Genomic DNA, 26,304 nt, shown 5'->3' on the forward strand with positions numbered 1-26,304 from the left:
GGATGGGTCCGTTGACCAGGGCGGGGTCGTAGGGGATGCGGACAACGGCGCGGACATGCGGGGCGAATCCGTCAGCGATTCGTTGGGCCTCTGCCTTTGCGCGTTTGAGCGCGTCGCCGCTCATGCCGCGCTTGGCGTCGGTGGACTCAGAGACGACTACCACGGCGTTGCGTGCCAGCTCCGCGTCGTGGCCGCCTCGGGATTCCAGCGTCTGCAGGGTCAGCCGCGCAGCCTCGGCCCGGTCTTCGATCGCGGTCACGGGGACCACGAGCTGGTTGGTGTGGTGGATCATCTGACGCCAGTTCGCGGACCGGGCTGTATTGCCTGAGTCCATGATGATCAGCCGGTAGTAGCGGGTGAGCACCTGGTGGGCAATGGCCACTTCCTCGGCCGTTACTTCGTGGTCACCTTCATCGTTCTCGTCCGAGCGCAGAACGTCGAACTTGTCGGCGATCTGGTGGTGAACGAATCGTGCGATCTCGGCCGCGTTGGTGGTGGGGGAGAGCAGTGTCTGCGATGAGTCGATGAGGTCAAGGACGCTGTTGTCGTGGCTGCCTTGCTCGGTCCGCCAGCCCAGTGTTCCTTGGGACTCGTTGTTGTCCCAGGCCACGGTGGCTGCTCCGCTGTAGCGGGCCAGGATGGCACTGAGCATCACGACGGTGGGTGTCTTGTTCGCTCCGCCCTTGCGGTTGACGACGGCCACAGTTCGGGGCCCGGGCCAGTGCTGGCTCACTGTGCGGATATCCTCACGCTCGGCCAATTCCTCCGGGGAGGGTCCCATCCGGAAGCCCAGACGGGTGAGCGCGCCGCGCCAGCCGCGCGTGGCGGGCTGCAGGGCGGGTGCGCTGACCAGGAACGAAGTCTCCTTGAGACTCCTACGCGTGGCAGGGTCCTGTGTAGCTGCCGTGACCGTCGAGGGTTCCTGGACGCGGTTGGCGGCTTCGCTGAAGGTGACCGGGGCAGCAATGTCCAGCGCTTCCTCGGAGGCTGGCTTTTTGGTGGTCGGTGCTTGTGATTCGGTGGCGGCCGGCGCCGGTTCTTGCTGCCTGCGGCGGCTCGGCTTGGCCAGGGCCTCTTCGCTGATGACGCCTTCAGGGGAGACGACGATGAGGCCCTGGCCGTCCGGGTCGGTGGTGCTGACCTTCACGGGCCGTCCGATCTGGGCGGCGGTCTCGGTGATGAGTCGCAGCGCTTGGCTTAGGACGGCGGCCTCGTCTTCGGCTTGGATCACGTGGGACGTGCCGTTGATTGTGACCTCACCGGTTCCGTTGGTCCGCAGAACGGCGTTGATCTTAGGGAAGTCGAGCGCTTGGGTTTCCATCATCTGTCCTTACTTGGTGCCATTCGGGGGTGTGAAGCGGTTGACCTGCCAGGGCTTGTCCGCCGCGCTGCGGAGCAGCTGCACGTCGTAGTGACCGGCATTGGTCGGAACTATGACATGGCAGCCGAAGCCGTTGCTTTCATCGATCTTGAGCTGGCCGGCCCCGGTGACCTTGTTGGCGGGGATGTTGGCCGGCTCAACATACTGGTAATCGGCGACAGCCTGGGAAGTCAGAAGCTGGCCCAATTCCTGAATCCAGACCTTGTCACTGACTATGGGGCGGGCGTAGAGCGTCATGGCCTTGCTCGCGGTGTCCAGGGCGGCGGACTTGCTCGGCTCGTCCCACGCAATGCCCAGGGTGGCTGGGGCGGTGCCTCCAGGAGCCTGGGACTTGCCGCCGGCACTGAGCGTTGCCGGGGAGGTCGCAGAGGTGCTTTGCGACCGCTCCGGGAGTGTTGTATGCGACACTGGGGCGCAGGCCGTGCACACGAGCACGGCCGCAAGGGCCGTCAGAGCGCGTTTCATGGTTCCTCCGGTTAGTTGCTGCCAGGCAGGTACAGGAAGGCGCTGGGAGTGCCGTTCTGGACCTTGCGTGTGTAGTAGGTGTGATCGTTCGGGGCGGGGTTGCCGTTGTAGCCCTCTTCCAAGTAGCTGCCGTCACCGGCGACGGCCTTCACGATGGCGACGTGGCCGTAGGTGCCGTCCGCGCCACCTGCGCCAGGGGCGTACCAGACGACAGCGCCGACGCGGGGCGTCTTTCCGGTGGGCCAGCCTTTGGCGTCCCACCCGTCCTTCCAGGTCAGAGCGGAGCCGAGCACGGCACCATCAGGCCGGAAGGTGCCGTTGAGCGCCCTGTAGGGCGCACTGTTGCTGCCCAGCTGCTGGTTGATGCGCCAGAGGGCGAAGTCAACGCATTCGCGGTTGTACATGCCCAGGGGAGAGGGCCGGTAGATCTGGGCTGTCCGCCACGGCAGGTCGTCACCCTTGCCGGACTCACCGGGGATGCCGCAGGAGCTTTCACCGCCGGCATCGGTGGTCTTGACGTCGCCCAGGGCGGCCACGACTTCCACTGCTGCCGGCCAATAGGACTGGTAGTGGAAAGGGTCAGCGTTGCGCTGGACCCTGTGCGCAGCAGTGGTGGGTTCCAACTGTTCCCAGCCGCTGACCTTCTGCAGCGCCTTGAAGAAGTTGGTTGCGGACGTAGTGGGGTTCATTCGGTCTTGATAGGAGCCCCATGCCCCGTTGTCGCGCTGTTGGAACAAGCCTCGGGAGTCCGGACCAGGGCCGTCGCCGTAGTCCAGGACGCGCAGGCCGGACTCTCCCATGGCTGTCATGACGCCGATAGTTTGGCTTCGGGCAGACAAACCCAGGGCCTTTCCTGCGTTGATGACCAGGGCGGCGTTCTTCAGCTGCTCACCCTGGTAGCCGGCGACGGCAACCTTGGGCAGCTTGCTTTCGTCAACGTTGACGCTTCCGCCGCTGGGCGAACAGACGTCGGCGGCGGCTTGGGAGCCGCCGCCGAACAAGATGATGGACAGAACCAGCACAATCGGGGCGAGAATCGCCCCGACGACCAGTACCGGCCCGCTCTTTTTCGATTGCATGTGTCCTGCCCCCCCTCACATTTAAGGCTGTTAGTCCTTGGCTTGGTCCTCGCCGGCTCGCGGTGTCTTGCCGTCGCGAAGCGTATTCCGGTTCTCCCACACCCAGTCCTTGACTTGATCTCTGGCGATAAGCCATGTCTTCTCAACCTGGTAGGCCGGAATCACTCCGGTCTGGAGCCATCGATAGACCGTGTTTCGGGAGAGCCCGAAGATCTCTTCGAGGTCCTGGGGCGTAAGACGCTCCGGGTACTTTGCGAAGAGTGCTTCTAGGTATTTAGGGTCCACGCTCAGTCCGTCCCACCGCATAGGTTCATCGTAGCCCAGTTATTGGTACCAGGGGGTACTAAAAGTGATTTAAAGGTACTAGATTTGTAGTTGGGGGTCACTCTTGGCCTTTCGTGTCGGATGGTACAGATACGATCTTTGCGGACATGACAGGGGGATGTGAAATGTCAATCTCTAAAAATCGGTGGGTGACCTTCGGCGCTGAGACTGTGGGCGAACCCACTTCCGCCGTTGAAGAGCCGCCAGCCTTCATACCGACTGGGGCCACCAGGCCTCAGCTCAGCGTTCCGCCGCCGGACCGCTCGGGCAGATTACCCCGTTGGAACGTCTCGGGAATCGCCCCGGACTACTGGTGGCTAGGTGTTCACGGCGGTGCAGGCGAAACGTCGCTCGCCCGCTTGGACAAGAACACCAGGGCCGCTGAGCATCACTGGCCCATCATGGCTGCTGGCTCCACCGTCATCCTCGTGGCCCGGTCCAACATGTCGGGCCTGCGGGCCGCGCAGCTGGCCGCCACTGAGTGGGCATCGGGCAGTATCCCAGGAGTCCAGGTTGCCGGCCTTGTTGTTCTGGCCGATGCTCCTGGACGCCTCCCCAAGCAGATCCGGGAGTTCGCCCGGGTCGTCGGCGGCGGAGTACCGCATTTGTGGATCTTGCCGTGGATCGAGGCCTGGCGCTTCGGTCACGATCTCCTGCCCGATGAACTTCCAAAGGAAGCTCGCACAGTGCTTGACCAGGTGCGTATCGCGATAAACACCACTGCCGAACTCCCGGCTAACTAGAAAGAGGACAAGATGCACTTCGAAATCTTCAACGCCGCCAGCGATGTATTGGCACAGGTCCCTATGTCAACGATCCCGAACCCGGGCACTGGCTCAGCCCCTCCAGGTTCTGGGGGCCTCCTGACGATCCTCAAGTGGGTCGCCTGGATCGTTTTCGCCCTGGCCGTCGCCGGAATCCTGATCACCGCCGGAACCATGATGGTCAACAACCGTCGTGGTGAGGGTGGCGAGCACGCCGGCCGCCTTGCGTGGGTTCTGGGTGGCTGCATCCTTGCAGCTTCCGCCGGTGGCGTCGTCGGCGCCCTGGTCTAAGGAGGATTTCAGCCATGACGGAACCGACAGTGAACGAAGAACAAAGCCCGTTGACCAAGCCTAAGTTCATCATCTCGGCTGTTGTCGTGGCGATCATTGTTGCGCTTGGGATCATCCTAGCCGTGATTCCTAAAGGTGACGGCACGCCGCCAGCTGAACCGAACAGTGCCGGCCCTAGTACCGGTAGTAGCCAGCCCAGCGCGACGTCGGCGGCCAGCGTGTGCGGCTTGCCCTCCGGTGACCAGGCTAAGCCGGCCACCACGCCGGCCGACACCAAGTGGGAACTGGTAGGAAAGATTGCTACACCGACGTCGCCTAAGCAGTTCGGTCCTGGAAAGACGGAACCGAACGGCCTTCGGTCGTGCTTTGCCCACTCACCAACTGGGGCCTTGTACGCAGCCGTAAACGTAGCTGCGCTCTCAGGGTCAGGCAAAGCAAATGTGGTCTACGAACAGCTTGCTGTTCCGGGACCGGAACGTGACGCCGTTTTGAAGTCGTCGCCTACCGCCGCGCCGGCATCTGTTCCTGCCCAGCTCGCGGGATTTACGGTTCGCTCCTATGACGGTGACCGGGCCGTCATTGATCTTGCATTTAAGGGAGCCAACGGGGCCTTTGTGTCTATTCCCGTTCCGTTGCAATGGTTCGGCGGGGATTGGAAGATCGTCGTTCCTGCCAGCGGGGACACCGGGGCGCGGCAGATCGCGGACCTGAGCGGTTATATCGAGTGGGCCGGTGTGTAATGGCGGACTGCTCAGGATGGAACGCATTCAATCCTCTATGCCATGCGGGAGCGGCAATCGAGGATGCCGCGAACGATACGGTCAAGAACATGGCCAAGGCGATTGCCGAGGCCGTAAGACAGACCGTTCAGACACTCGGGACGTTCTGGGTAAATGTGGGGACGCCTAGCTTGACGACGGTGCCAGGTGGCTCCACGGCAAGCGATCCCGTGTTGTTCCTTCAAAACAGCCTCTACTTCTGGACGGCTGCTCTTGCTGTGCTGTCTGTACTGGTGGGTGCAGCCAAAATGATCATTGAACGCCGGGGCGCGCCCTTACGGGATCTTGCCCATTCGCTCGCAACGCTAATCGTCGTCTCCGGGGCCGGCGTGGCAGCGGTCGGACTGCTGACCGTCTCGGCAGATCAGTTCTCTTCCTGGATCATCACCAACTCCACAAATGGAACATCGTTCAACGAGAACATCACTGGGATGTTGGCGCTCTCGGCCACTAGCCCTATCGGCTCAATCATGATCATCCTCCTGGGCCTGATCGCGATTCTGGCCTCCGTCCTACAGATCGTGCTCATGATCGTGCGTGGGGGCCTGCTCGTGGTCCTCACGGGGATATTCCCCACGGCGGCAGCCTTCACTAACACCGAGGCCGGCAAAGGCTGGTTCCAGAAGTGCACAGCCTGGCTAATCGCTTTCATCCTCTACAAGCCAGCGGCAGCAATCATCTACGCAACAGCGTTCCGCCTTAGCGGCGCAAAGATCTTCGGAAACGGTGGCGACGGCAAAGACTTCGGCTCTGCATTGTTGACGACAGTTACGGGCTTGGCGCTGATGGTCATTGCGCTATTCGCTATGCCAGCCCTCATGCGGTTCGTGACGCCGATGGTCGGGGCAGTTGCCGGCGGCGGCGGTGCCCTAGCAGCCGATGCTATCGGCGGCCTGGCTTCTGGCGCTATCAACATGGGCAGCGCCGGTCGGGGTGGCGGCGTAACGGCCAGCACCACGCCGAACAGCTCATCGAATCAGTCTTTTGCCTCCCAGGGACCTTCCGGCACCGGGAACCAGGGCACAGCAGGTACGTCCGGCACGGCGGGTAAGACGGGTGGCCAGGGAGCCTCCGCAACAGCGCCCGCCGCAAGCGGCGCACCGGCAGGAACCGGAGCAGCTGCAGCTAGCAGCGGTGGAGCCGCAGCTAGCAGCGGTGGAGCCGCAGCTGGTGGTGCTGCAGCGGCAGCCGGCCCCGTGGGCGTCGGCGTCACGGCAGCACAGAAAGGCCTTGAGGCTGGCCAGGCAGCCGCCGGGTCCGTCAGAAACATAAGCGAAGAATCAACGGGGGGTGCCTGATATGGCGGCTATCGAAAACACATACGTGGAACCGACCTATGGCAACTGGCGTCGCCCGCGCAAGGCTGGTATCGGCACTCTGGGCGGTCTAGCCACAGTGGGCCTTTTCATCGGCCTTATCGTCACGGTGATCTGCTTCTTCGTCGGTGGTTGGTCCGCCGGCCTGGTATCTTTGCTCGTCCTCGGCATGGCACTGGCCATTGTCTCGGTGACGGACAAGCACAACAAGTCCGCAGGCGAAAGAGCCTTTGCACGCCTGGCGTTCCGCTCGGCGCGACGGAAGAATGCGAACCTTTACCGTTCCGGGCCGTTGGGTCTGACCCCCTGGGGCGAGTATCAGCTGCCCGGTATCGCCGCCGGCTCAAAGCTCTACGAGTTTGCGGACTCCTATGGCCGGCCGTTCGCGTTGATCCATCTTCCGTCCACCGCTCACTACACGGTGGTATTTGGCACGCAGCCTGACGGTGCGTCTCTGGTCGATCCTGAGCAGATTGATGCCTGGGTGGCCAACTGGGGCGGTTGGATGGCGTCCTTGTCGAATGAGCCGGCCGTTGTGGCCGCATCGGTCACGGTAGAGACCGCGCCGGACTCCGGGGCGCGCCTGCGCCGGGAAGTCGAGTCGAATATCCATGAAGATGCACCGGCCATTGCCAAGGCAATGCTGAGGGAGGCGCTGGAGACGTACCCGCAAGGGTCGGCCACGATTCGCGCCTGGGTTGCCTTGACGTTCAGCGCAGCAGCCAGGGCCGGCGGCAAGCGCCGCACTGCCGATGAGATCGCACGTGATCTCGCTTCCCGGCTTCCCGGGCTGACGGAACGTCTGGAATCCACCGGGGCGGGCGCATGCGCGCCGCTGAATGCTCAGGAGCTGTGCGAGGTCGTGCGGGTCGCTTACGACCCTGCCGCAGCACGCCTCATCGATGAAGCCCACTACCAGGGCACGCCCGTTGACCTGACTTGGGGCGAGGTCGGGCCCTCGGCACATCAGGCCAGCTGGGACAGCTACCGACACGACTCCGGGCACTCGGTGTCTTGGACGATGACCGGAGCACCGCGAGGCCACGTCCTGGCGTCCGTGCTCGCCCGCCTCGTCGCCCCTCACGGGGAGATCGCCCGTAAGCGCCTCACAATGCTGTACCGGCCCATCGAGTCGGGCCGTGCGGCGGCCATTGTGGAGTCTGACCAGACCAACGCCCTCACCCGGGCTTCATCGACCAGCCGACCCACGGCGCGCGCCCTCGTGGACGCCCGCGCAGCAACGGCCACGGCTGCCGAAGAAGCCAAAGGAGCGGGCCTGGTGAACTTCGGCATGGTCGTCACGGCCACGGTCCTTTCCTCCGCCGACCTGGACGACGCCGTGGCCGTCGTAGAGGGCAACCTCGGCCCGTCAGCCCGCCTGCTGCTGCGACGGGTCTACGGCTCCCAGGATTCGGCCTTTGCAGCATCCCTGCCGCTTGGCCTGGTCCTGCCCAAACACTTGAAAGTGCCCGAAGAGATCCGCGAGGCCATGTGATGTTCGGCAGCAAAACCAAACACGAGCGCACACCTTCCAGCACAACCAAGATCGCGGCCGCTGTCGCCCGACGTCCTGGCCTCCGGGGCTGGCGCGGACGCGGCCAGGGCGAAGCCGTCTACGTCACGGCCGCCGACGAGTGGCGCGGCACTTCTGTCCAGGTTTGCGGGCTGTGGCCCTTCGTGGGCGGGTCCGGAACCCCCATCGTGGGTGTTCCGATCGGTATCCACACCGACACGGGAGCGCCTTTCGGGGGAGATCCCATCAGTTGGTTCATGCACGGCATGATCAACAACCCCTCGATGTTCGTCCTCGGATTGCCGCACTACGGCAAGTCCACCTTGGTCCGCCACATCGTTCTTGGCCTCGCTGGCCGGGGGATCAACCCGTTGATCCTGGGCGATTTGAAGCCCGATTACGTGGACCTTATCCACGCCCTTGACGGCCAGATCATCAGCTTGGGGCCGGGCCGTGGCCATCTGAACGTCCTGGACCCCGGCGAAGCCACGGGCGCGGCTGTCCGGTTGCTGGCCTCGGCGGAAGAACACCGGGCGAACGCCCACCGTGTCACGGACCAGGAAGCGGCCGCGCAGCTGGTCGCCGCAGCTGTGAAGGCCGAGAAGCTGGCCGAACAGCTCATGGCGGACTCGCACAACCGGCGCCTGAACATGATCACGGCGCTGATCACGATCGTGTGCAACGCCAAGCCGAGCGCGCACGAGGAATCTCTGATCGACCGCGCACTGCACATCCTGGACGAGCGCCTGGACCGGGTACCCCTGATCGGGGATCTGATCGAGGTCATCAAGGATGCTCCCGACGAACTGCGGGCAATTGCCCTGGACCGTGGCGACATGAGCCGGTACCTGGATGCGACAGACCAACTCCGCCAATCTCTGTACTCCCTCGACGGCTCGGGCCGCTTCTCGGACATGTTCTCCAAACCCACCGATCAACCGATGGACCTTACCAAGCCGGTCGTCTTCGACCTGTCAGGAATCTCTGACACCCAGCGGGACATCCAGGCAGCTTGCCTGCTCGCCTGCTGGTCAACCGGCTTCGCCACCGTCCAGGTCGCCCATGCACTGGCCGACGCCGGCCTGGAACCACGCCGAAACTACTTCGTCGTCATGGACGAGCTGTGGAGGGCGCTCCGCTCCGGCGAAGGCATGGTCGACCGCGTGGACTCCCTAACCCGCCTCAACCGCACAGAGGGCGTTGGCCAGGCCATGATCACGCACACCATGAGCGACCTCGAAGCCCTGCCCACTGAATCCGAACGGATGAAAGCCCGCGGTTTCGTCGAACGCTCCGGCATGGTCGTCTGTGGGGCACTGCCCGGCGCCGAAATGGAGAAGCTGAACCAGGCCGTCACGCTCTCGCGTGCTGAACAGGCCCGTCTCATCTCCTGGGCCGATCCGGGGTCATGGACGGACGTCGGCGGCTCGCGCAAGCGCGTCCGCCCGGGCCTGGGAAAGTTCCTCTTCAAAGTCGGCGGCCGCCCGGGTGTCCCGGTGGCCCTCAAGCTGACAAGCGTTGAGGAATCCCTGCACGACACAAACAAGCGTTGGCACGACGAGGGGGAAAACTAATGGGGGCACCAAACACCGGCAAACGGTCCCAGCTCGGCGGCGAGACGATCCTGCTCTGGATCTTCATCACCGTAGTGGTGCTGGGCGTCGGCTCGGTGACCGGGGCCGTTCACCTGGGGTCGATGATTGCCGGCGACGGCCAGAAACTGCCGGCCAACCCCTTTGAGCTGGTCTTTAGTCTTTTCTCGCATAAGGTCACCTGGCCGCCGGCCGCCGCAGCCGTTCTGATCGGCTGCGGCGTTGTAGTCGTGGCTCTGGCTGTGCTGGTGGTACGCGGCGTGCTTCGCCGTCGTTCCAAGCGTTCCCGTGTGGACGTCGCCGCCCAGCACATGGCCAAAGGCAAGGATCTGCGGGCGCTGAGCCTACGAGGGGCAACCGCCACGGCCGAGCGCCTGGGCGTCAAAGGCTCGCCCGGTGTCCCGGTCGGCAAAACTGTCCTGGGCGGACAGATGGTCTACGGCTCCTGGGAAGACATGCACATCGACGTATGGGGGCCTCGGACGGGTAAGACAACTTCCCGGGCCATCCCGGCAATCCTGGCCGCCCCGGGGGCTGTCCTGGTGACCTCAAACAAGCGGGACATCGTTGACGGTACGCGCGACGTCCGCGCAGCCGAGGGGCCGGTGTGGGTCTTCGATCCCCAGGCAGTCGCACTCGAAGAACCCACCTGGTGGTGGAACCCCCTCAGCTACGTCACGGACGAGGTGCGGGCTGCCCGCTTGGCTGACCACTTCGCCGCCGGCTCCCGTGGCCCGGATGCCAAAACGGATGCCTATTTCGATCCTGCCGGCCAGGATCTCCTGGCAGGCCTCCTACTCGCTGCCGCTCTGGACGGCCGGCCGATCACGCAGGTTCATACCTGGCTGACCAGGCCGGCGGACGACGAAGCAGTGGACATTCTCAAAGCCCACGGATTCCTCCATACCTCCAACGCAGTTGGCGGTGTCGTCAACGCGCCTGAGAAGCAGCGCGGCGGCGTGTACGGTACGGCGCTGCAAATGGCAGCGTGCCTCACCAACCGTCAGGTCGCCCGATGGGTGACTCCCCAGGGCGAAAACGACGAACGGCCGCAGTTCGACCCGGCAGAGTTCGTCCGGTCCAAGGGCACGCTGTACAGCCTTTCCAAGGAAGGAAAAGGCACCGCCGGACCGCTGGTGACAGCGCTGACCGTGGCCACCGTCGAAGCCGCCGAAGAGCTGGCCGTGTACTCACCTGGCGGCCGGCTGCCCACGCCGATGATCGGCGTCCTGGACGAAGCGGCCAACGTCTGCCGCTGGCGCGAACTGCCGAACCTCTACAGCCACTACGGATCTCGGGGCATCGTTCTGATGACCATACTCCAGTCCTGGTCCCAGGGCGTGGAGGTTTGGGGCCGTGATGGGATGCGCAAGCTGTGGAGCGCAGCCAACATCAAGGTGTACGGCGGCGGCGTGGCCGAAGCCGAGTTCCTGAACGAGCTCGCGCAGCTAGTGGGGGAGTACCGGTACTCCAACATGACCAAAAGCCGGTCCAAGCAAGGCACGTCGTACAGCCACGACGATGACCGCAAGGAACGTACCCTGGACGTTTCCGATCTGGCCTCGTTCCCTCGCGGCCGTGCAATCATGTTTGCCTCCGGCGCCCCGGCTGCGCTGCTGGAAACCGTGCCTTGGATGAGCGGCCCGCATGCAGAAGCGGTGCGGGCCTCAATTGCGGCGCACGATCCAGCCAACCGGCCGGCTGCCCCTGCCGGCAACCGATGGATCGCTGCGGGTGCCTCCGATGAGTGAGGGCCTGGGGGAGTGGGACGACGAGCCGGAAGGCGGTCCTTTGTGGAATGTCCCAGGGATGTCCGACAAAGAAGACGCCGACTCGCCTTCTGAGGATGACGCGGATGCGCCGGAGCTGTTCTATCCGAACGTCGCAGAGTTCGTCAGCGGCAAGCTGGCCACCACCTACCGTAGGCAGATTAACGTGCAGGGCGGAGTGACCTGGTGCCCGCAGTGGTGGAAACACGCCGAAGCGATCAGCCGTCTGGAAGCTCTCTGGCGGGCTTGGGAGTTCCTGCGCTTGGACGGAGCCACGGGAATGAGCGTGTGGTGGCGTGACCACGCGGACCATCACATGTCCGTGCTGCTCTCAGCTGACGGACCATTCAAGGGCTGCAGCCCGGACGACGGCCACCGCTCCAAGCTCATCCCGCTGCCCTGCGAGCAACCGCCGAAAGGGCTGTTCTGATGGGGGCATTCATTGCGTGGATCTGAAGTTGGATTCGTCCAGACAGACGTTCCCTAAGTGAACTGGCCGACTTCTTGAGCAAGCGGAAGAAGGCCGCAAGCCGATGGGACCATTCCCACCTCACACGACGGCTGGCCACACAACAAGATGCAGAGGAATACCGAACGCTTTCAGCAGAGAAGCGCTTTGTACTGCTCCAGGCGGCCCGTCGGGCCAGGTGATCATTAATTAGGGTTTACCGGAACCAGTGACGTGCAGTACTAAGCCCGTCTGTGAGGCTTCGAGTCAGTCGGCAACTGTGGATATTCTCCATTCCTGAGTATCCACAGAAAGACTGACGTTGACTGGGTAGTCTTCATTTACCCACTCGGGCACCTCGTCGGGAAGTTCCAGGGACTTGAGCGTCCTGTTGGCCTGCCTGCCGTAAGAATATCGGTATCGATTAGCTCGAATGCACATTGCCCACCACAGCCGTTCCTTAGTCGTCATTGGCTGGATGGGTGTCAGCACCGAAACGTCACGCCCGCAATAATAGGGCTCAGGTTGGACAAAGGTGGCCAGCACACTGCCGCCAAGCGCCACGCTCAGAGTTCCAGCAGGTGCCGGCTCGATTCCTTCCACGCGCTCGACACGCCCTGAAACGCCGTTGTTCCTGTCAGTCCGGGAAACGAAGTTGATGCCTGATGGGCCAAGATTGATCGTTTGTCGGTTGTACTCCATCGAATGGCCATAAGCGATGGTAAAAAGCTGGTCCACGCGCATTACCGCACGTCCTCTTCTAGATATGAAGCTCCGAGCTTCCGCAACAGTTGATGGAGTGCGAAGTCTTGTACAACTGCTTGGAAATCAGCCCGTGTAAGTTCGGAGTAGTCGGTCTGCATGTAGGCTTCGGCGCACCATTCGGCATCCGCATCAACGGCCTCCATGACAGAATGCCCCGGAAGGACTTCGCGGTTGCGGAATGCCGTCACCCATTCGTCCCTAACGGTTGGCCACTTGCCCTCAGGGTCAATACGTCCCAAGTGCTTCGTTTTGATAAATCCGTCATCCCGCCAGTGCCCAAACCAAGACTTGCGGCCTGACTGACGATGCGGTTTCTTCGCGGTGAAGACCATGATGCAAGTCACGACACCAACAGGGTAGAAGAGTTCAATCGGCATGGACATCACCGCCTCAAGTGTGTGTTTCTTGAGAAGTGTTTCCTTATGTTTGCTGGGCGAGGTCGCGCACGACATAGGGACTATGGCAAAGCCCTGGCCGCCTTCATCCAACATGGAGAGCATGTTGTCTACGAACACAAGCTCGTGTAGGTCGCTGTCCTTCTTCGCGTACGGCGGGTTGATCATTCCCACCGTGGGCTTCTTGCTTCGGATGTCATTTATGATTGCCGGCGTGAAGCAAGAACCTTGGTACAGGTTCGCCTTTCCGTCGCCTCGCAGGATCATGTTGGACGCTGCAAGTGCGTACATATGTGGCTGATTCTCGATGCCAATGAGGTTGTTCTGCCGGATTCGGTTTCGTTCTGCGTCAGTGGTGGCCGCGCGGAGTTCCCTGTCCATGGCTGAAATCAAGAAACCGCCGGTTCCAGCGCAGGGGTCAACGACGACATCGGTCGGCTGGACATTGGCTAGGAGTGCAAAGAGTTCGGTGATGTGCCGAGGAGTAAGAACGATACCCAGGGCCTTTTTATCGCCGCCCGTGTACTTGAGGAACTCACCATAGAACTTACCAACTACGTCGAAGGCCTCATATACGGTGACGAAAGGCCAGACCTTTGCTTTCACTCTGGTGATCAGTTCGTGCAGGATTCCCTTCGGAAACGCGGCTGTAGATTCACCGAGGGCAGGAACAGTAGAGACACCAGAGTATGGCTGATGCATGTCTTGTTTCTTAGCGAAAGGGATATCAGCTTCTTCAATCTGGTCGCGGATGACTTCGCCCCACCGTTTGCGAAGCTGGCGCGGGGTAAAGTCTCCGTAACTGTTGGCAAAGGCTCGGTCTTGGAGTGCCAGGAGAGTGCCCGAAACCAGGAGCGGCTTTTGTTCCTCGGTTAGCTCTGCGTACTGATACATGAAGTCGTGCAGTTCGTGGGAGAAAGCCATCAGTTCAGCTTCCCGCAGCTTCTCTATCTCGGGAGAGTACTCCGCAGACTTGATGTAATCACCGAAGGGCAGCAGGTGGTCGAGTTCCGCACCTTGTGGGGATTCCAGCGGTCGGCTTACGGAGGTGCCTTTTGCGTGCAGGTATGTACTGATCTTTAGTTCGTCCACCGTTTCACCGCTGATGGCGACGGCAATCACATTGAACTCGCGTGACAGGAATTTTGCGTAGTGAGTGACTCCGTCAACCGCAAAGTCTGCGATCTTATCGCCTTCTGCGCTGCGGTGTCTGTTGCGGTTCGCCTTACACTCAACGGCTATCACGTAGTCCGGGTTGGAGGGGGAAGTAATAATGAAGTCGGGGTACCCGGCCCCAGAGCCGCCAGTCTTGGAGGCTATCGCCAGCAACCGGCGAATGGCTACGACTTTGGACTGTTGCCGCTCGACCACAATGTCAGATTGGGACGCAAAGTAACCGAGATCGTCCAAGAGACTTCGGGTGAGATCTTCGGTTAGGGCTTCGTTGGGCACTACTGTTCCTGACTTGGGTCGCTACTGTCTGCATACAACCGTATAGGTAAGACATCGTTGCCAAATCCAAGGGCCCTCCCATGTCTCCGTCAGGAAGGGCTACCTTGTAGACATGGAGTGCAACAACTTCTGGACTGCATCCTTGTTGATTCCCACGCCGGACGTTGTTGCTATCGGGAGAGGTGAAGATGGGGCTGCGTAACTTGCTCAGAAGGCGACAGACGCCAGCTACGGTACTGGCGGCCCCTGCAGTTCCAACCACTCCACGCGAACCGCTGACGCCTGAGCAGGAGGCCGATCTGGAAGCGGCGCGGATGGAGTTGCGGCAGGCCATGGAAGAGTCCAATGTGACCTCTTTCCGTGCCTGCAGCCGGGGCGGCCGTCATTGGTCCGAAGATCCGGATGCGATGCGGGGCATGGCTGCCACGTTCAGGAGTCTCAAGAAGGAGACGGCTGATAGCGCGACGAACGTCCCGGACCAGATGTAACACGCAGCCACTCAAAAGGGGCCGGTCACCAGTGGTGCCGGCCCCTATCCGCTTCTCTTTGAAGTCCTAACGGCTTAGACCCTTCTGCAGGAGCATTGTCTGTCCGTTGGCCGCGCGTCTTGCGGGCCTTCGGGCTGCGTCCTGGTGCGGTGGCCAGGGCCGCGTTCGGCGGTGTGCGCTCCTGCTCTGCCTGTTCGCGGTCCCGTTCGGCGTTCGCCAGGGCAGCGGCCACCGACGCATCGTCGGCGCCCAGGTTGTCCACGTCGAGGCCGTAGCGGCGCTGCACTTGGTCCCGGATTACCTCGGCCGCGCTGCGTGCCGCCGAGTCGTGGTCCTTCCACGCGGTGGCCGCCTCATGCACCCTTTCGACGTCGCGGCCACTGGCCGTGTCCCACCAACGGTTGTCCATCACCGGGGCGAGCTGCGCGCGGGTTGCTGCGCGCTCTGCGTCGAAACGGGCCTGCAACTCACGGGCCTGCTGTTCCTCGCTCGCCTGGGCGCGGCGCAAAGCCTGCTCTCGCGCCCTGGCCAGCTGCTCACCAAGCCGGCCGGCGAAAGTCAGCCCGACGCGCGACATTCCCTCGATAGCGTCATCGATGCCGTCAGATTCACTCATGGTTCCCCCTCCTGGTGTTATCTCTCAATGTCCGGGCGGGTGGTCCGGCCACGGGTGGTTGCGTGGCTGCGTCCCTGTTCGTACTTCGGCGGCAGCACCGAGCCGGCGGAGCGTGCCGGTCTCTGGCCCGCTGCGCTTGTCCGCACAGCTTCGGCCGTCTCGCTGTCCACGGCCGGCACCGTCGCTGGGACGCTCGGCAGCCCGGCCGCTACCTGGCTCAGCTGGGTCTTTACCAGGTCACTGATCTGCCGTGCCCTGCGCAGATCGTTGGACGCCTTGTGCATGTCGTGGACGGCCTTAGCCACGTTCAGCAGCTGCCGCAGCATGATCGCTTGCGCGGCCGTTCCGGTGCCTGCCCTGGTGGCCGCCATGAGAACCAGGGACGCGCCCCTGGCAGAAGGACCGACGCTGCGGACCGGCCGGACCGGGTAGCGCCTCAGCTGTGCCGTCTTGGACAATTCATCCGCCGCAGCTGCCAAGGGCCCAGGCGTCGATTCCGTGGCAGTTGACCACGCCGCGAACGCCCCGGATGTTTCCCGGGCAACCTGCGCCCAGGCCGCGTGATCGTCCATCGGCACGGCGCGCAAGCTCTCCCGCAGCCGCGCCACTTCGTTGCTGTACTGTTCCCACATCTGCGGATCTGGTTCGCGCGCCTCACGGCCGATGTTGACGGGACGCCGGCCACGGGCAGCTGCTCCCCATTCGGCTACGGCACCACTGGCAAGTTCGGCGCTGTCATCCCACGCTCCGCGTAGTCGCGGAAGGGTCAAGTCCTTGGCCAGGTGTCCGCCACCGAACCATACCGGCCGGCCTCCCTTGGATGGCCGCTCGGCAACGGCGTAACCAACAACGACCTCATCACAGCCCGCGGCGTAACGCGGTCTGATCATGGCACCCGTGCGTCGGAAGCGACGCACAAACTCGGCTTCATCCTGGGCAGCCGTAGCGCAGGCCCTGACCTTACGGGCAAGCGAACGGCGCTCGGGTTCGTCCATGCCCCGACGTTCAGCTGCTTCGCGCTCACCGGGGCGCAGACCCCGCATTGCGTAGACAGGCGAGAGTTCTTCCAGGCCGTGCTTCCTCTCCAGCGCACGAGCCGCTACCTGAGCACGTTTGTAATCCAGGTGGCTGCTCCACTTAGTGCCATCCTCGCGCACCATGGAAGCAGCAATGTGTATGTGGTCGTTACCGGCCTTACTGTGCCCGTGGCGGACTGCCACCCACGACACGGGGGCCTTTCCGCTGGCCTCGGTAAAACCCAATTCGTCCATGAACTCGTTGGCGATCTCGGCCCACTTCCGGTCACTAAGGTCCCCTTCCTCCCCACGCAAACTCAGCGAGCAATGCCAGACATGGCCGCCCCTGACCTCCACCCCCAGCACGTTCTTGGCCTGATCAAGCTGGTGCGCCATCGACAGGGCCGCATCACGGTTCAGCTGATCGTCGTTGTACCATGCCATGATGGGCGCGGAGCCAGTCACCAAGTGCGGATCAGTGTGTTCATTGGACCGTCCCGGACCAGCCAGGTACACCAACAGACCGGCCATACGGTCGCCCTTGGTGATGTTAGGAATCATCAACCGGCCAACCCGTCGATGATGCCATTCATGCGATCGGCGATCGCACGCACCCGTCCCAGCACCACGCGGGCTTCCTCGGGAAACTCATCAGCAGCGTTGGCGTGCTTCGCCAGCTGGTTCACGTTGTTCGACAGTGCAGCAAGATAGCGGCGCGCCGCCATGAACTCAGCAGCCAGAGCCCGACGCTCCGCGAGTGAATCGGAGGACTGGGCGTAAAGGGCCGCACTGACCAGGATCTCCGACGGGCTACGCCCAGTCCGCTCTTCCAGCACGAAAAGACGCGCCCGCTCCTGCTCAGACATCGACACCCGCACGTACCGCGTTTCACCCTCGATATTCGCACGACGACGACGGTTCAGACGACGGCTGGAACTCTGTTCACCAGCCACTACAGCACCACCCCTCCATGCCCAGCGCAGCGCCCCGGGATCTCCGGGACCACACACCAAGTGTGACGCATCCACAACACGAAGTCGAAAACCAAGCCCACTTACAGCACATAAGTGTATAGCTTGCTCCGCGGGCTTCATATGATGGTCCCCTTCCGCCTGCCTACTGGCCCGGCAGCGGTGGGGACGCTAGACTGGGCCCACGTACGACGACTATCCAGGGGTATGAAATGAGTCGGACAATCAATCAGGCACTCGGAGTGCCGCTCAACAGCGTCACCTACCAGCCAACCGCCGACACCGACCGCGGAACACTGATGATCACACTCCAAGCAGACCGGCAGGCCGGCAGCTGGGACCTCTGGAACGACATCACCGAATGCCTCGACGGCGACCCCTACGCAGCGATGCTGATGATCGACAAGGCAGCCTCACGGAATCTCCAGGAACAAACCGCGACAACGGCAATGCTGGCCAACGACGCCAAAGAAATTCACCTCAACCTCCCGGTGCCGCTCACAGCCGACACCCGTACCGGAACTTCTGAACTTGCACCCCATCAAACGCAGCTGCTGCCCGCCCTCCGGGATTCCATACGGGATGTACTGCCAGCAGAACTTCACGCCCAAACGAACGCTCTCCCGAGGTACGCCGTCAGCCAGGTTCCCAGCCAGGACGACGTCACAGCGAGGGAATTCGACAACAACCAGGAATCACCAACCCTGCGGACCGGACCCACCTCCTCATCAACAACAAGGCTCCTCCCAAACCCGCACAACACCCTCCCCTGGAGACAGCGTTGCAGACCTACCAGCGCTCCTTCCCGGCCCACCCCTCAGCCGCACTGACCGGCACTACTAAAACAGCCAAAGCATCAACCACGAACGCTAAGCCACCCCGTCAAGAAAGACGCCAAACACACCATGACCATCAATATCGAACAGACCAAAGAACAAGCACGAGCCCTCCTGAACTCACGCATCCGCTCAGTCGAAGAACTCGTCAAGGCACGCCAGAAAGTCATCGACCTCAAAGAACAACTCGCAAACGCCGAACGCGACGACAAACGCGCCTACGTCAAAGCAACCAGGGACGGCTGGAGCGCCGAGGAACTCAAAAAACTCGGCCTCGAACCCGCAGCAGCAACACGACGCCGCAAAGCCCAAAACAAGCCCTCAGACGCACCGCAGCCCGCTTCCGAAAACCAACACCAGAACTAAGCCCCTCGACCACATGGGCACGGCAAAAGCTAAATCCTCCGGGCTTTTCCCGCACACATGACGCTCCTATAAGCTGTCAAACCTGAGGTACAGGTAGGTCGCGAAACCGTTGTCGGCACTGCTTCGGCTGTCCACAACCGGGGACAATTCTTATGGGTTATCCACCGCTACGGCGGCCGGGGGAGCTACCCAATGGCTCCCAATAATTCAGCCGTGGATAACCCGAATAGCCCCCAGCCATGGACAATCTCAAGGTCATGTTGAGTGCCTGGTTGACCGGTAGAAGTATGAGTCAAACATAGGGCTGTGCGAGTAGGTCCGTAAGAACGTTCTCTACGTATCCAGCACCCATAAGTCCGCTTCGGGCTTTCCCTCATTGGCACCACCAGGGACGGCCTCTTCGCCCAAGCGCCGACTGGGGTCGGGGTCATCGTAACGCACCTGAATTGACCGGCCAGTGATCGGTTCCGTCCGTGCGAAGACGGGCATGGGCCACTCTTCCGGCACCCAGCCCGCCATGGGGCCAAGTACCTCCCACTGACCTTGCTTCAGGCCGAGGTAGCCGAACCTTCCGATGAGAACGGAGTCGTTCGGAGACAGGTTCTTCACGTCTGACAGCAGCGGGACCTGCACCCATCTCTGGGCAAAGAAGTAGCCGAGCAGAGTGCCTTTAGAACTCATGCGAGCGACGAGCCCCAAGCCGTAGCCGCCGTCATTCAAGGGCACCGCAAAAAGACTTCCCGCACCATACTTCGGCTTTGCCACTACTCTCCCACCCGTCGATTGAAAATCTTGGGGTAAGGACAGGACCCCGCGTCACGAATGCTCTAGACAGCTGTGATCACCTGAGTATTGTTCACATCACTTCGGGGACCCGTCATGTCTGTTGTATCCGTGTTTATTGTCATTCTGACTACCGTCGGTGTGGCCTGCTGGTCCTACCTCAGCTGGATCCGCTCCATGACCGGATCGGGCAGGTTCCAGGCTCTCGCCATTCAGATCCTGACCTGGTGGGTAGGTACTGCAGTTCTCGTCGTAATATCCGACCCAAGTGCCAGCCCAAGCCCTGTCCTCAGCGGGCTGGCGGTAGCCGGACCCTTCGCACTCCTCATCTGCGCGGTCTTCGCCTCGCGGCACCCACAACGGGAAACCGTGACCAAGACCCCGATAGGCGGGATTACCCCGACTCCTGCCACCCTGAAAATACAGGTCATAACCGCCGCAGAGGTGTCCCCCCTCTCTTCGCCCCTAGCCAACGACAACGCCCCGGAACCTCCAAGTATCCGAGCTGGGACGCCGGAATGATCCGCCCAGGTCCCTCCAATGAAGCCCGGGTTGGAAGCCGACGCAGGGCGTCGGGCTGCCCCGGCGCTGACGTCCGCATCCTAGCCGGTTTGCGCACCGGGACCAACACCCTGGCTTCTAGTCAACAGGGTCCGGTGTTCGTTCAAGGCTACTGGGGGCACTAGCGGGGTCATCGATGTTCGTGTTGGCCCATTGAATAGGTAGCGGCCACCCTTGTCGTTGCGTTCGGGCCCGAAGAGTTTCGTTGGGTCCAAGCTGGTTCTTCAACCGCTGGTACACGAAGTCCACGGCCACCAGCGTTTCGGAACGGACCATGGCCCCGACCGTATTGGCCCTGCTCAGAGTGGATTTATGTACCCCAGCGGCCTGGGCGATATCCTTGAACGGGTGCCCAAGGCGCATGAGCGCCTCAACCCGTCTCCTGACCCCGTCGCCAGGGACCAGCAACCCCGTTGTGTACGTCGAAACGCGCCGGACCCGAAGAATCTTCTCTGCCGTGCCCAAGTTAACCGTACGGCCAGTGGACCCGGCGTCCCTCAGGATCATCTCCACAGTGCGGCGGGAAAGACCAGCCGCGGCAGCGATATCCGCCGCAGTTGTGTGCCGGTGCGTCCGGAAAAGTTCTTTGATATGCCGGGCGACCTGTACAGCCGGGACTCGCCCCGGGACACCGGCACGGGCCCGGGCTTGCCGCCGCGCCCAGGCAGCGGCGTTGGCCCCGGCCCGGCACTCTTCGCTGCACCGGCACCCCGTCACTGCAAACCCATCCCTGCGCGTACAGCTCCGACTGCCTATTGCCTCGGTCTGTTGACTCACCTCAACCGGATTCCCTTCCCGTTCACATCCTCGGCCCGGGCTTCCCACTTCCCCGCATCCGTTGACACAATTCAAGACCACTTCAAGCCACCGCGGAGCAGTTCACCATAGTGCCCTCTGCCCCCGGGGAACACCAACAGCGGCGGTCCACAGCCACCACCCCAGCTCCCCTTCGGCAGGGAATACCGGCCGCAGAGGCTTCGGCTGGCAACTTCCAGGGACGGCACCGGTCCGTGCGTGGCCCGGCAGGCCTGTCGGGTGTACTTTGGCGCTGCGGCCGGCCAGATTGGGGTGACCGGCCGCATTGTCTACCGGCACTCAACCCGGTACACATGCCAGCAACCCCGGCCAGAACAGGCAGGGGCGCCGGGAAACATTCTGCCATACCCTCCGAACGGGGCTCAGAGAAGCCAGCGTCACGTACCTGACGCAGCCCCGGGGGATCAGACCAGAAACGTGATCACTCTCCGCAAGAAGCTACACGTCGCCAACGGCTGGATCACCCAACCCCACGCCCTGGCATGCAAGGCTTACCACGAGCCCACCCGCAGCTTGGGTAGGGACAGACGGGCACCCCTCCCAAGGCTCGTGCTACTCAGAACTCGCGGCCAAGCAGCGGTTTGGTCCCAGGATGGATGGTGATTTGTCCTGTTGCAGCGTTCTCGCGTACGGCTTCTATCCCGGCCACGGCGTCCTGGACGGTCGCAAAGGGCGGCGAAACAGCAATTATTGTGCCCTCAGCACCGGTGAGGTGGAACAGGAACCCTGTTCCTAAAGAAACGCGAATCTTCCAGCCATCAATCCCCCTTGTTGCTCGGCGCCCCCATTGACACCGAACACGATCCGCCCCACAGCGGACCCGAAAAGAACCAGGGCCATGTTGTCAAACAAGAGTAGGCACTCGACAGCATGACCAAACGATGGCTGGGTGCACTGCGTTCCCGTCACGCCTTTAGTAAGAGCCGCGTATGACTTGCGTAAAGCTTGGGTCGGGACTAGCTTGTCGGGGCAACGTTTGGGCAGCTGGTCAGCGGGGGAACGCGGCACTTCGCGGTTCTACGCTTCTCCCCCGTGTCGGTCGGATGCTGCCGCGAGGGCATGCCCCGCGGCCCCCAGCTCTTCGTAGTTCGGTATAGGAGTCAAGATCAAGGACGCGGTGAACCACATGTCGTATAAGTGCCAAACCATTCCCCTAGGGAACTGTTGGCGGTACGCGGTGGGGTGGTCCTATCGCGAGAGCCTCTTGTTGGGCATTACCTGTGTTTCTATGGTTCTTGCCGGGCTCGCTTCCTACCCATGGCTAAGGCAACTGGCCCGGGGCAAGGACGACCAGGGGCGACAGGCAGTCCACGCAGGCCGCCAGGACCAGCACCAGTCCGACGAACAAGGGCATGTTGCGGACAGGGATTGTGACGTTTTGTGGGGCCAATCCCAGCTGGAGCACAGCATTGACGCAGTTGAGGCCTCCATGGAGGCCGACGCGGCATTGGTGTCCTTGGAGCTATTGGGGGCCCGGTTCGTCCCATCGAACGAGGTTCCGGGTTTCGGCTGGAAGTACCAGGCACGGTTCTTCATCTTGAACCGCACAAACAAACGCCTGACTGATGTCCAGGTCCTCCTGCCCGATGTTGCCACTCCTCACGGGCAATGGCCAGCGATGGTGATGAACATCCCCGACATCGAGGACAACCTCGTGTTGACACCTTTCGCCGACCCCGTCTTTCCGGCTGCGAAAGAACTGAAATGGATGGACGGGGACATGACAGCCATTAACGGGCCAATGGGAGCCACGGAAGCGTTTGATCTTCAAACAGTGTTGAGGTTCCGCGTCGAAGACGGACCCGTATGGGAACTGCTCTGGGACAGAGAACGAATGACCCGCCCCACCCTGCAACTTTAGGAACCATACCGACGGCCGCTTTCCCGTGTCCGGCGCACGGAGAAGCATGAACGGGCAGCAGGAGATTTCAGGACCGCCGATCCGTATTAGCGCTGGGCGCTGTAGCGGAGTTCTTGGAAGGCCTCGCAGAGGCCCTCGTGTGCCCAGACGATCAGGAACTCCACAACCTCCGAAGTGACTCCCATTCGCGCCGCGATGTCACCGAGTTCCTCACCCAGAACCGTTGCCAACTCCAGGGAAGGGTATGCAAAGCGGTAAGGACATCCTCCAGGCAGGTGTAACCGGGAAACTCATTCACGACCGTGCTACCGGATGCTGGCAGGGCCGGGCACGGCGATGCCTTCAGGCCCCTTGGCCGGGCTGCGCGCACGAACGCGGCCGGCATGGTTTCCTGCCAGGTCCCGGAGATGCCCCGGATCGCCGTGTTCAGCTCGGCCGTGAAGTACCCGGGGGGCTCCGTCGCCGGGGTTGATGGTGCGGGTGAACGCTTCCTGGAAAATGTCCTCAGCGTCCCGCTCGTTCTGCCTCAGCACCCGGGCCAAAACCCGGCCAGCCTCCCGGTACGCCCAGTAAAGCAGATCAACCGCTTGGGTATGACCCGCCAGGGCCTCCAGCGGCAATGTCCCCTCCCCAGGAGGATTCTGCTCCACCCCTGGGAAGCAGGTGTGGCCGAGGAAGGGGGGTGACGCGCGACCGGTGCTGCCCATAATCGTTTCGCTTCCTCGGTCAAACCAAAACGCGGCGTTCCAGTGGGCCCGCCACGTCACAAGTGTCCGACACCGGTAGAGAAAATCCCCCACCCGGAACGCCCCACAAAAGGGCAGGGCAAACCCCGGGCGGCGAACCCCTACCAGTGCCCCATGGGATTGCGGCCACCCACCTATCCTGTCGGGACAAGTCAGCCGCGAAAGTCGAGGAAGGAAGCACTAAGGACCCCTTGGAAATCTTTGCGCCACCTCCTCAAAACCCCAGCACACCCTTAACCAGCGCCGAACCCGAAAGTAACCCCACCCCAACCTGAAAGTGACGCGCCTCACCCCGCGAGATGAGGATTCGGGGAGGGCGCAGCCCTGAAGACCTACCGAAAGTCCTCTGAACAAAGGCACCCGTCCACCGCCGACCCGGTTTGGTACCCTTATCGTCCGCTTACCAGCCCCAATCTCTGGGAGGTTTATCAGTAGCCTCTGAGGTTTTCGGGTTCGGTGCGGGTGAGTTTTTCCAAGATGATGTGAATCTTTTCGGCTTGCATCATGAGGTCGAAAGCGATCGATTCGAGGTTCTCGGCCCTGTCATAGAGTTTGGCCAGCGTCTCTTTGTTGCCGTCCGGGTAGGCGTCCATGGCAAGTTGGTGTAGTTCCAGGAGCTGGTCCCTCATCAGGGGCGGACGATACCTGGTGCGGTCGTTGAGATGATCGCGCATCTCATCAAAATACTCGACAGCATCCAAAAGATCCCAGGTATTGAAATCCTCTGATTCTTCAAAGATCGCACCATTGCCGAGCTCACCTTGTGGGTTGTTCCCGGTTACATCGAATAGCCCGCTCATGCCATCAGCCTAACGGGGCCCATGGTAGCGGGCTGGTCCCGTGTGGCATGCTGGCGGCTCTTGGCGAGGCTCCGGTGCAGCATAGCCAGAATGCGTCGCACACGTAGCGTGCCGGCAGGGGCTTGCAGGACGTCCGTTTGAATCCACACCGTATCAGCGCCGGGTCTACCAGGACCGGACATGCCGACAACACGGCCCGCTCCATGTCGGCCGTCAGTAAATCCATCATTTCAGACGCGCCCACCACCAGAGCGACGCCGACGTCTATCCAAGCGCCATCACCCACGCCGGCCAATGCGCATACTCCACCAGGACCAAAACAACGAAACGCCACGCCGATCGCGCCACCCCCTTGATGATGAGATTCGTCACGGAAATGGGGTTTGGTTGTATTCATTACGTGCCGGCGCTCGTGCGTGTAGGTGCCTTGTTCCGCGGTGCGTCCTTCGCTACCGCTTCCCCTCTTTTTGCGTGGAAGGTGCGCTGATGGTTTTGGGTTTGTGGTCCAGTAGGGCCGGTGTTGGTGCCGATCAGGGGCCGATGGTGCCGGGCTGTGGTACTTCCGGGCTGTGGGCCCGGCTGCTGGGCGTGGTGTTGGCTGTGGCGGTGACGTTGACGTTGTTCGTTGTCGTTGATGTAGCGTCCGGGCCGGCCGCGAACGCCGCCCCCCCGAAGGTGGTAGCAACGACCCCGCCAAGGGTCACTGACCCAAACAGTGTGCACCGGCTCGGGTTCCCCTTTGTGGAATGGCAGAGCCCCACGGATGCACCCCAGTTTGACGCGGTAGAGGTCTACCCCGGGATCTGGATCGCCAACCATGCTTCCCCAGAAGGAATCTGGCTGGAGGCTGGGAAGAATTGGGGGCCCTCCCATAGTGAAGCAGAGTGGCAGCGCAATGTTGACCTGATCACCAAGGACCTGGACCGGTTGTGGTCCACCAAGCCAGGCAGGACCTCCATGGAGGTTGCAGGGGGACTGCACGTAGAGGGCAACGTGAAGGGGAGCCAGTGGCTGGATCACACCAAGGGCCGAAGCTTCACCCCCGGAACAGCGAACCCGGATATCGGGGTAGTCATCTTCCCCACCCCCGGCAAGTCCGCGGAAGCGACTGTGCTTTGGGATGAAGGGACCGGGGCAGCGTCATACCTTAAGGTCGACCCGGAGATCGTTCAGGGCATGTACGACGTAGACACAGGTGCCGTGTTCGGGCTCGATCCCGCCGGGGTGCTGGGGCATGAGCTCATTCACTGTGCCGACTACAAAGCCGCCACAATTCCTGACTCCGTGCAGATGGACACGCCCTACAACATCTTCGAGGGCGGAACGCCTGAGGGCACGGTCGGCCGCGTGGTACCTAAGAAAGATCCGCTGGACGTCTCGGAGATCTTGACGATGGGCGGGGAGACCGAGACGACGCTGCTGATGGAGCATTTGAAAGCTAACCCGAAGCTGTCCCCGCTCCCTCCTCAGGATTTGTCTATCAAGTCCAATCCCTGGCGGATCAAGGGCGCCGAAAAGTCACTGAACCGGATCGTTTCCGCCGGCGATAAGGTAACGCCCACGATGCTGAAGCGGGCCACGTTGATGTCGAAGTGGGCGATAGAGAACCCGACGGAGGCGAAGATTGGTACAGAGTTGGAGACGCTGATCCGAAAAGGGTATTTGGGCGCACGCCATTCAAGCCCTGGCGGAAAAACCCGGATCGCGGAGACCTTTACCCGTAACCCCGCCGCTGGTGTGTTGACGCGGGAAGATCTGGCGAACCCGCACCGGTCTTCGAAGCTCCGCCCTGCGGCGACGATCGAGGTTCCAGTGTGCGGCGCCGGTGCGCATGCGCTTTGTATTCCTGACCCCGAGAAATCAAAGCCGATGTCTGAGGAGGAGGTGAAGGCGTTTGAGGAGGAGGTGAAGACCCGTCTGGAGTTGGAGAAGAGCAGTACTTCGGAGAGCGTGTTTTTTGAGTCGTTGTCGGTGGAGGATATGCAGGTTCTTGCCGGGATGGGTGTGTCTGGTTCGCCGGAGATGGTGCGGGATGCTGTGCGGTTTGCTCCTGAGGTTCGGGGGGGCGGTGGTAAGGGTCCGCTCGTTGAGGGTCCGGGTGGTGTGGGGAC

Annotated in this window: 27 protein-coding genes; 13 read left to right on the plus strand and 14 right to left on the minus strand. The window is 62.2% G+C overall.

Annotated elements, in window-relative coordinates; genetic code table 11:
• The 4 genes from ACFUOZ_RS20470 to ACFUOZ_RS20485 all read right to left on the minus strand — a co-directional run.
• The coding region (locus ACFUOZ_RS20470; protein WP_377551660.1) for a MinD/ParA family protein at positions 1-1,324 on the minus strand (1,324 nt) is incomplete at its 3' end.
• Positions 1,325-1,330: 6 nt separating this feature from the next.
• Complete coding sequence (locus ACFUOZ_RS20475) at positions 1,331-1,846, minus strand: hypothetical protein (protein ID WP_377551662.1); 516 nt, start codon at positions 1,844-1,846, stop codon at positions 1,331-1,333.
• 11 nt (positions 1,847-1,857) lie between these two features.
• Positions 1,858-2,925, minus strand: coding sequence for a CHAP domain-containing protein (locus tag ACFUOZ_RS20480; RefSeq protein WP_377551664.1), 1,068 nt, complete (start codon positions 2,923-2,925; stop codon positions 1,858-1,860).
• A 30-nt stretch (positions 2,926-2,955) separates the two neighbouring features.
• Positions 2,956-3,231: a helix-turn-helix domain-containing protein gene (locus tag ACFUOZ_RS20485; protein WP_377551667.1), complete on the minus strand. Its 276-nt coding sequence runs from the start codon at positions 3,229-3,231 to the stop codon at positions 2,956-2,958.
• A gap of 167 nt (positions 3,232-3,398) precedes the next feature.
• Between ACFUOZ_RS20485 and ACFUOZ_RS20490 the strand changes: the two genes are divergently transcribed.
• Genes ACFUOZ_RS20490 through ACFUOZ_RS20525 form a run of 8 tightly spaced genes read left to right on the plus strand, consistent with a single transcriptional unit; the run spans position 3,399 to position 11,703 of the window.
• A complete protein-coding gene (locus tag ACFUOZ_RS20490; protein WP_377551669.1) occupies positions 3,399-3,992 on the plus strand; it encodes a DUF6668 family protein in 594 nt (197 codons plus the stop codon).
• A 12-nt stretch (positions 3,993-4,004) separates the two neighbouring features.
• Positions 4,005-4,304 carry a hypothetical protein gene (locus ACFUOZ_RS20495; RefSeq protein WP_377551672.1) on the plus strand — a complete coding sequence of 100 codons (300 nt, stop codon included), beginning with the start codon at positions 4,005-4,007 and terminating at the stop codon, positions 4,302-4,304.
• 14 nt (positions 4,305-4,318) lie between these two features.
• Positions 4,319-5,044: a hypothetical protein gene (locus tag ACFUOZ_RS20500; RefSeq protein WP_377551673.1), complete on the plus strand. Its 726-nt coding sequence runs from the start codon at positions 4,319-4,321 to the stop codon at positions 5,042-5,044.
• Positions 5,044-6,381 carry a hypothetical protein gene (locus ACFUOZ_RS20505; protein ID WP_377551676.1) on the plus strand — a complete coding sequence of 446 codons (1,338 nt, stop codon included), beginning with the start codon at positions 5,044-5,046 and terminating at the stop codon, positions 6,379-6,381. Before ACFUOZ_RS20500 ends, ACFUOZ_RS20505 begins: the two co-directional genes overlap by 1 nt.
• A 1-nt stretch (position 6,382) precedes the next feature.
• A complete protein-coding gene (locus ACFUOZ_RS20510; RefSeq protein ID WP_377551678.1) occupies positions 6,383-7,894 on the plus strand; it encodes an SCO6880 family protein in 1,512 nt (503 codons plus the stop codon).
• The gene (locus ACFUOZ_RS20515) at positions 7,894-9,486 is read left to right on the plus strand and encodes an ATP/GTP-binding protein (RefSeq protein WP_377551681.1); all 1,593 of its coding nucleotides are present in this window, start codon (positions 7,894-7,896) and stop codon (positions 9,484-9,486) included. Before ACFUOZ_RS20510 ends, ACFUOZ_RS20515 begins: the two co-directional genes overlap by 1 nt.
• A complete protein-coding gene (locus tag ACFUOZ_RS20520) occupies positions 9,486-11,255 on the plus strand; it encodes a type IV secretory system conjugative DNA transfer family protein (protein WP_377551684.1) in 1,770 nt (589 codons plus the stop codon). Before ACFUOZ_RS20515 ends, ACFUOZ_RS20520 begins: the two co-directional genes overlap by 1 nt.
• Positions 11,248-11,703, plus strand: coding sequence for a DUF4913 domain-containing protein (locus tag ACFUOZ_RS20525; protein ID WP_377551686.1), 456 nt, complete (start codon positions 11,248-11,250; stop codon positions 11,701-11,703). The genes ACFUOZ_RS20520 and ACFUOZ_RS20525 overlap by 8 nt, the downstream gene beginning before the upstream one ends.
• Positions 11,704-11,988: 285 nt before the next feature.
• On the opposite strand, the gene ACFUOZ_RS20530 is transcribed toward ACFUOZ_RS20525, so the two are convergent.
• From ACFUOZ_RS20530 to ACFUOZ_RS20550, 5 genes are all read right to left on the minus strand, one after another.
• Positions 11,989-12,465 (minus strand): hypothetical protein, encoded by a 477-nt coding sequence (locus ACFUOZ_RS20530; protein ID WP_377551688.1) that lies wholly within the window; start codon positions 12,463-12,465, stop codon positions 11,989-11,991.
• Entirely contained in the window at positions 12,465-14,333 is a 1,869-nt protein-coding gene (locus tag ACFUOZ_RS20535) for a class I SAM-dependent DNA methyltransferase (protein ID WP_377551691.1), read from the minus strand. Before ACFUOZ_RS20535 ends, ACFUOZ_RS20530 begins: the two co-directional genes overlap by 1 nt.
• A gap of 513 nt (positions 14,334-14,846) precedes the next feature.
• Complete coding sequence (locus ACFUOZ_RS20540) at positions 14,847-15,437, minus strand: hypothetical protein (protein WP_377551694.1); 591 nt, start codon at positions 15,435-15,437, stop codon at positions 14,847-14,849.
• Positions 15,438-15,454: 17 nt separating this feature from the next.
• Positions 15,455-17,014, minus strand: coding sequence for a relaxase/mobilization nuclease domain-containing protein (locus ACFUOZ_RS20545; RefSeq protein WP_377551696.1), 1,560 nt, complete (start codon positions 17,012-17,014; stop codon positions 15,455-15,457).
• Positions 17,014-17,406 (minus strand): plasmid mobilization relaxosome protein MobC, encoded by a 393-nt coding sequence (locus ACFUOZ_RS20550; RefSeq protein WP_377551698.1) that lies wholly within the window; start codon positions 17,404-17,406, stop codon positions 17,014-17,016. Before ACFUOZ_RS20550 ends, ACFUOZ_RS20545 begins: the two co-directional genes overlap by 1 nt.
• A gap of 230 nt (positions 17,407-17,636) precedes the next feature.
• Between ACFUOZ_RS20550 and ACFUOZ_RS20555 the strand changes: the two genes are divergently transcribed.
• Together ACFUOZ_RS20555 and ACFUOZ_RS20560 are read left to right on the plus strand one after the other, a co-directional pair.
• Positions 17,637-18,254 carry a hypothetical protein gene (locus tag ACFUOZ_RS20555; protein ID WP_377551700.1) on the plus strand — a complete coding sequence of 206 codons (618 nt, stop codon included), beginning with the start codon at positions 17,637-17,639 and terminating at the stop codon, positions 18,252-18,254.
• Between the two features lie 75 nt (positions 18,255-18,329).
• Complete coding sequence (locus ACFUOZ_RS20560; RefSeq protein WP_377551702.1) at positions 18,330-18,626, plus strand: hypothetical protein; 297 nt, start codon at positions 18,330-18,332, stop codon at positions 18,624-18,626.
• Positions 18,627-18,959: 333 nt separating this feature from the next.
• Here ACFUOZ_RS20560 and ACFUOZ_RS20565 read toward each other — a convergent pair whose 3' ends face one another.
• Positions 18,960-19,391, minus strand: a complete 432-nt coding sequence (locus ACFUOZ_RS20565; protein ID WP_377551705.1) for an Imm26 family immunity protein — start codon at positions 19,389-19,391, stop codon at positions 18,960-18,962.
• Positions 19,392-19,505: 114 nt separating this feature from the next.
• On the opposite strand from ACFUOZ_RS20565, the gene ACFUOZ_RS20570 reads away from it, so the two are divergent.
• The gene (locus tag ACFUOZ_RS20570; RefSeq protein ID WP_377551707.1) at positions 19,506-19,931 is read left to right on the plus strand and encodes a hypothetical protein; all 426 of its coding nucleotides are present in this window, start codon (positions 19,506-19,508) and stop codon (positions 19,929-19,931) included.
• Positions 19,932-21,342: 1,411 nt separating this feature from the next.
• On the opposite strand, the gene ACFUOZ_RS20575 is transcribed toward ACFUOZ_RS20570, so the two are convergent.
• Positions 21,343-21,549, minus strand: coding sequence for a YegP family protein (locus ACFUOZ_RS20575; RefSeq protein WP_377551720.1), 207 nt, complete (start codon positions 21,547-21,549; stop codon positions 21,343-21,345).
• 465 nt (positions 21,550-22,014) lie between these two features.
• Between ACFUOZ_RS20575 and ACFUOZ_RS20580 the strand changes: the two genes are divergently transcribed.
• Complete coding sequence (locus tag ACFUOZ_RS20580) at positions 22,015-22,647, plus strand: hypothetical protein (protein ID WP_377551709.1); 633 nt, start codon at positions 22,015-22,017, stop codon at positions 22,645-22,647.
• An 86-nt stretch (positions 22,648-22,733) separates the two neighbouring features.
• Here ACFUOZ_RS20580 and ACFUOZ_RS20585 read toward each other — a convergent pair whose 3' ends face one another.
• The 3 genes from ACFUOZ_RS20585 to ACFUOZ_RS20595 all read right to left on the minus strand — a co-directional run bounded on the left by ACFUOZ_RS20585 (position 22,734) and on the right by ACFUOZ_RS20595 (position 24,193).
• Positions 22,734-22,877, minus strand: a complete 144-nt coding sequence (locus ACFUOZ_RS20585; RefSeq protein WP_377551711.1) for a hypothetical protein — start codon at positions 22,875-22,877, stop codon at positions 22,734-22,736.
• 75 nt (positions 22,878-22,952) lie between these two features.
• The gene (locus ACFUOZ_RS20590) at positions 22,953-23,354 is read right to left on the minus strand and encodes a hypothetical protein (protein ID WP_377551713.1); all 402 of its coding nucleotides are present in this window, start codon (positions 23,352-23,354) and stop codon (positions 22,953-22,955) included.
• A gap of 467 nt (positions 23,355-23,821) precedes the next feature.
• On the minus strand, positions 23,822-24,193 hold the full coding sequence (locus tag ACFUOZ_RS20595; protein ID WP_377551716.1) for a transposase: 372 nt from the start codon (positions 24,191-24,193) through the stop codon (positions 23,822-23,824).
• A gap of 471 nt (positions 24,194-24,664) precedes the next feature.
• Between ACFUOZ_RS20595 and ACFUOZ_RS20600 the strand changes: the two genes are divergently transcribed.
• The coding region (locus ACFUOZ_RS20600) for a hypothetical protein (protein WP_377551718.1) at positions 24,665-26,304 on the plus strand (1,640 nt) is incomplete at its 3' end.

The organism is Paenarthrobacter sp. NPDC057355 (assembly GCF_042667405.1).
Taxonomy (GTDB): domain Bacteria; phylum Actinomycetota; class Actinomycetes; order Actinomycetales; family Micrococcaceae; genus Arthrobacter.

What these genes read in the sequence shown, in the direction of transcription:
- ACFUOZ_RS20475 (WP_377551662.1), bottom strand. Translation starts at nt 1,846, where the DNA reads ATGAAACGCGCTCTGACGGCCCTTGCGGCCGTGCTCGTGTGCACGGCC.
- ACFUOZ_RS20480 (WP_377551664.1), bottom strand. Translation starts at nt 2,925, where the DNA reads ATGCAATCGAAAAAGAGCGGGCCGGTACTGGTCGTCGGGGCGATTCTC.
- ACFUOZ_RS20485 (WP_377551667.1), bottom strand. Translation starts at nt 3,231, where the DNA reads ATGCGGTGGGACGGACTGAGCGTGGACCCTAAATACCTAGAAGCACTC.
- ACFUOZ_RS20495 (WP_377551672.1), top strand. Translation starts at nt 4,005, where the DNA reads ATGCACTTCGAAATCTTCAACGCCGCCAGCGATGTATTGGCACAGGTC.
- ACFUOZ_RS20500 (WP_377551673.1), top strand. Translation starts at nt 4,319, where the DNA reads ATGACGGAACCGACAGTGAACGAAGAACAAAGCCCGTTGACCAAGCCT.
- ACFUOZ_RS20505 (WP_377551676.1), top strand. Translation starts at nt 5,044, where the DNA reads ATGGCGGACTGCTCAGGATGGAACGCATTCAATCCTCTATGCCATGCG.
- ACFUOZ_RS20510 (WP_377551678.1), top strand. Translation starts at nt 6,383, where the DNA reads ATGGCGGCTATCGAAAACACATACGTGGAACCGACCTATGGCAACTGG.
- ACFUOZ_RS20515 (WP_377551681.1), top strand. Translation starts at nt 7,894, where the DNA reads ATGTTCGGCAGCAAAACCAAACACGAGCGCACACCTTCCAGCACAACC.
- ACFUOZ_RS20520 (WP_377551684.1), top strand. Translation starts at nt 9,486, where the DNA reads ATGGGGGCACCAAACACCGGCAAACGGTCCCAGCTCGGCGGCGAGACG.
- ACFUOZ_RS20525 (WP_377551686.1), top strand. Translation starts at nt 11,248, where the DNA reads ATGAGTGAGGGCCTGGGGGAGTGGGACGACGAGCCGGAAGGCGGTCCT.
- ACFUOZ_RS20530 (WP_377551688.1), bottom strand. Translation starts at nt 12,465, where the DNA reads ATGCGCGTGGACCAGCTTTTTACCATCGCTTATGGCCATTCGATGGAG.
- ACFUOZ_RS20540 (WP_377551694.1), bottom strand. Translation starts at nt 15,437, where the DNA reads ATGAGTGAATCTGACGGCATCGATGACGCTATCGAGGGAATGTCGCGC.
- ACFUOZ_RS20545 (WP_377551696.1), bottom strand. Translation starts at nt 17,014, where the DNA reads ATGATTCCTAACATCACCAAGGGCGACCGTATGGCCGGTCTGTTGGTG.
- ACFUOZ_RS20555 (WP_377551700.1), top strand. Translation starts at nt 17,637, where the DNA reads ATGAGTCGGACAATCAATCAGGCACTCGGAGTGCCGCTCAACAGCGTC.
- ACFUOZ_RS20560 (WP_377551702.1), top strand. Translation starts at nt 18,330, where the DNA reads ATGACCATCAATATCGAACAGACCAAAGAACAAGCACGAGCCCTCCTG.
- ACFUOZ_RS20570 (WP_377551707.1), top strand. Translation starts at nt 19,506, where the DNA reads ATGTCTGTTGTATCCGTGTTTATTGTCATTCTGACTACCGTCGGTGTG.
- ACFUOZ_RS20580 (WP_377551709.1), top strand. Translation starts at nt 22,015, where the DNA reads ATGGTTCTTGCCGGGCTCGCTTCCTACCCATGGCTAAGGCAACTGGCC.
- ACFUOZ_RS20590 (WP_377551713.1), bottom strand. Translation starts at nt 23,354, where the DNA reads ATGGGCAGCACCGGTCGCGCGTCACCCCCCTTCCTCGGCCACACCTGC.
- ACFUOZ_RS20595 (WP_377551716.1), bottom strand. Translation starts at nt 24,193, where the DNA reads ATGAGCGGGCTATTCGATGTAACCGGGAACAACCCACAAGGTGAGCTC.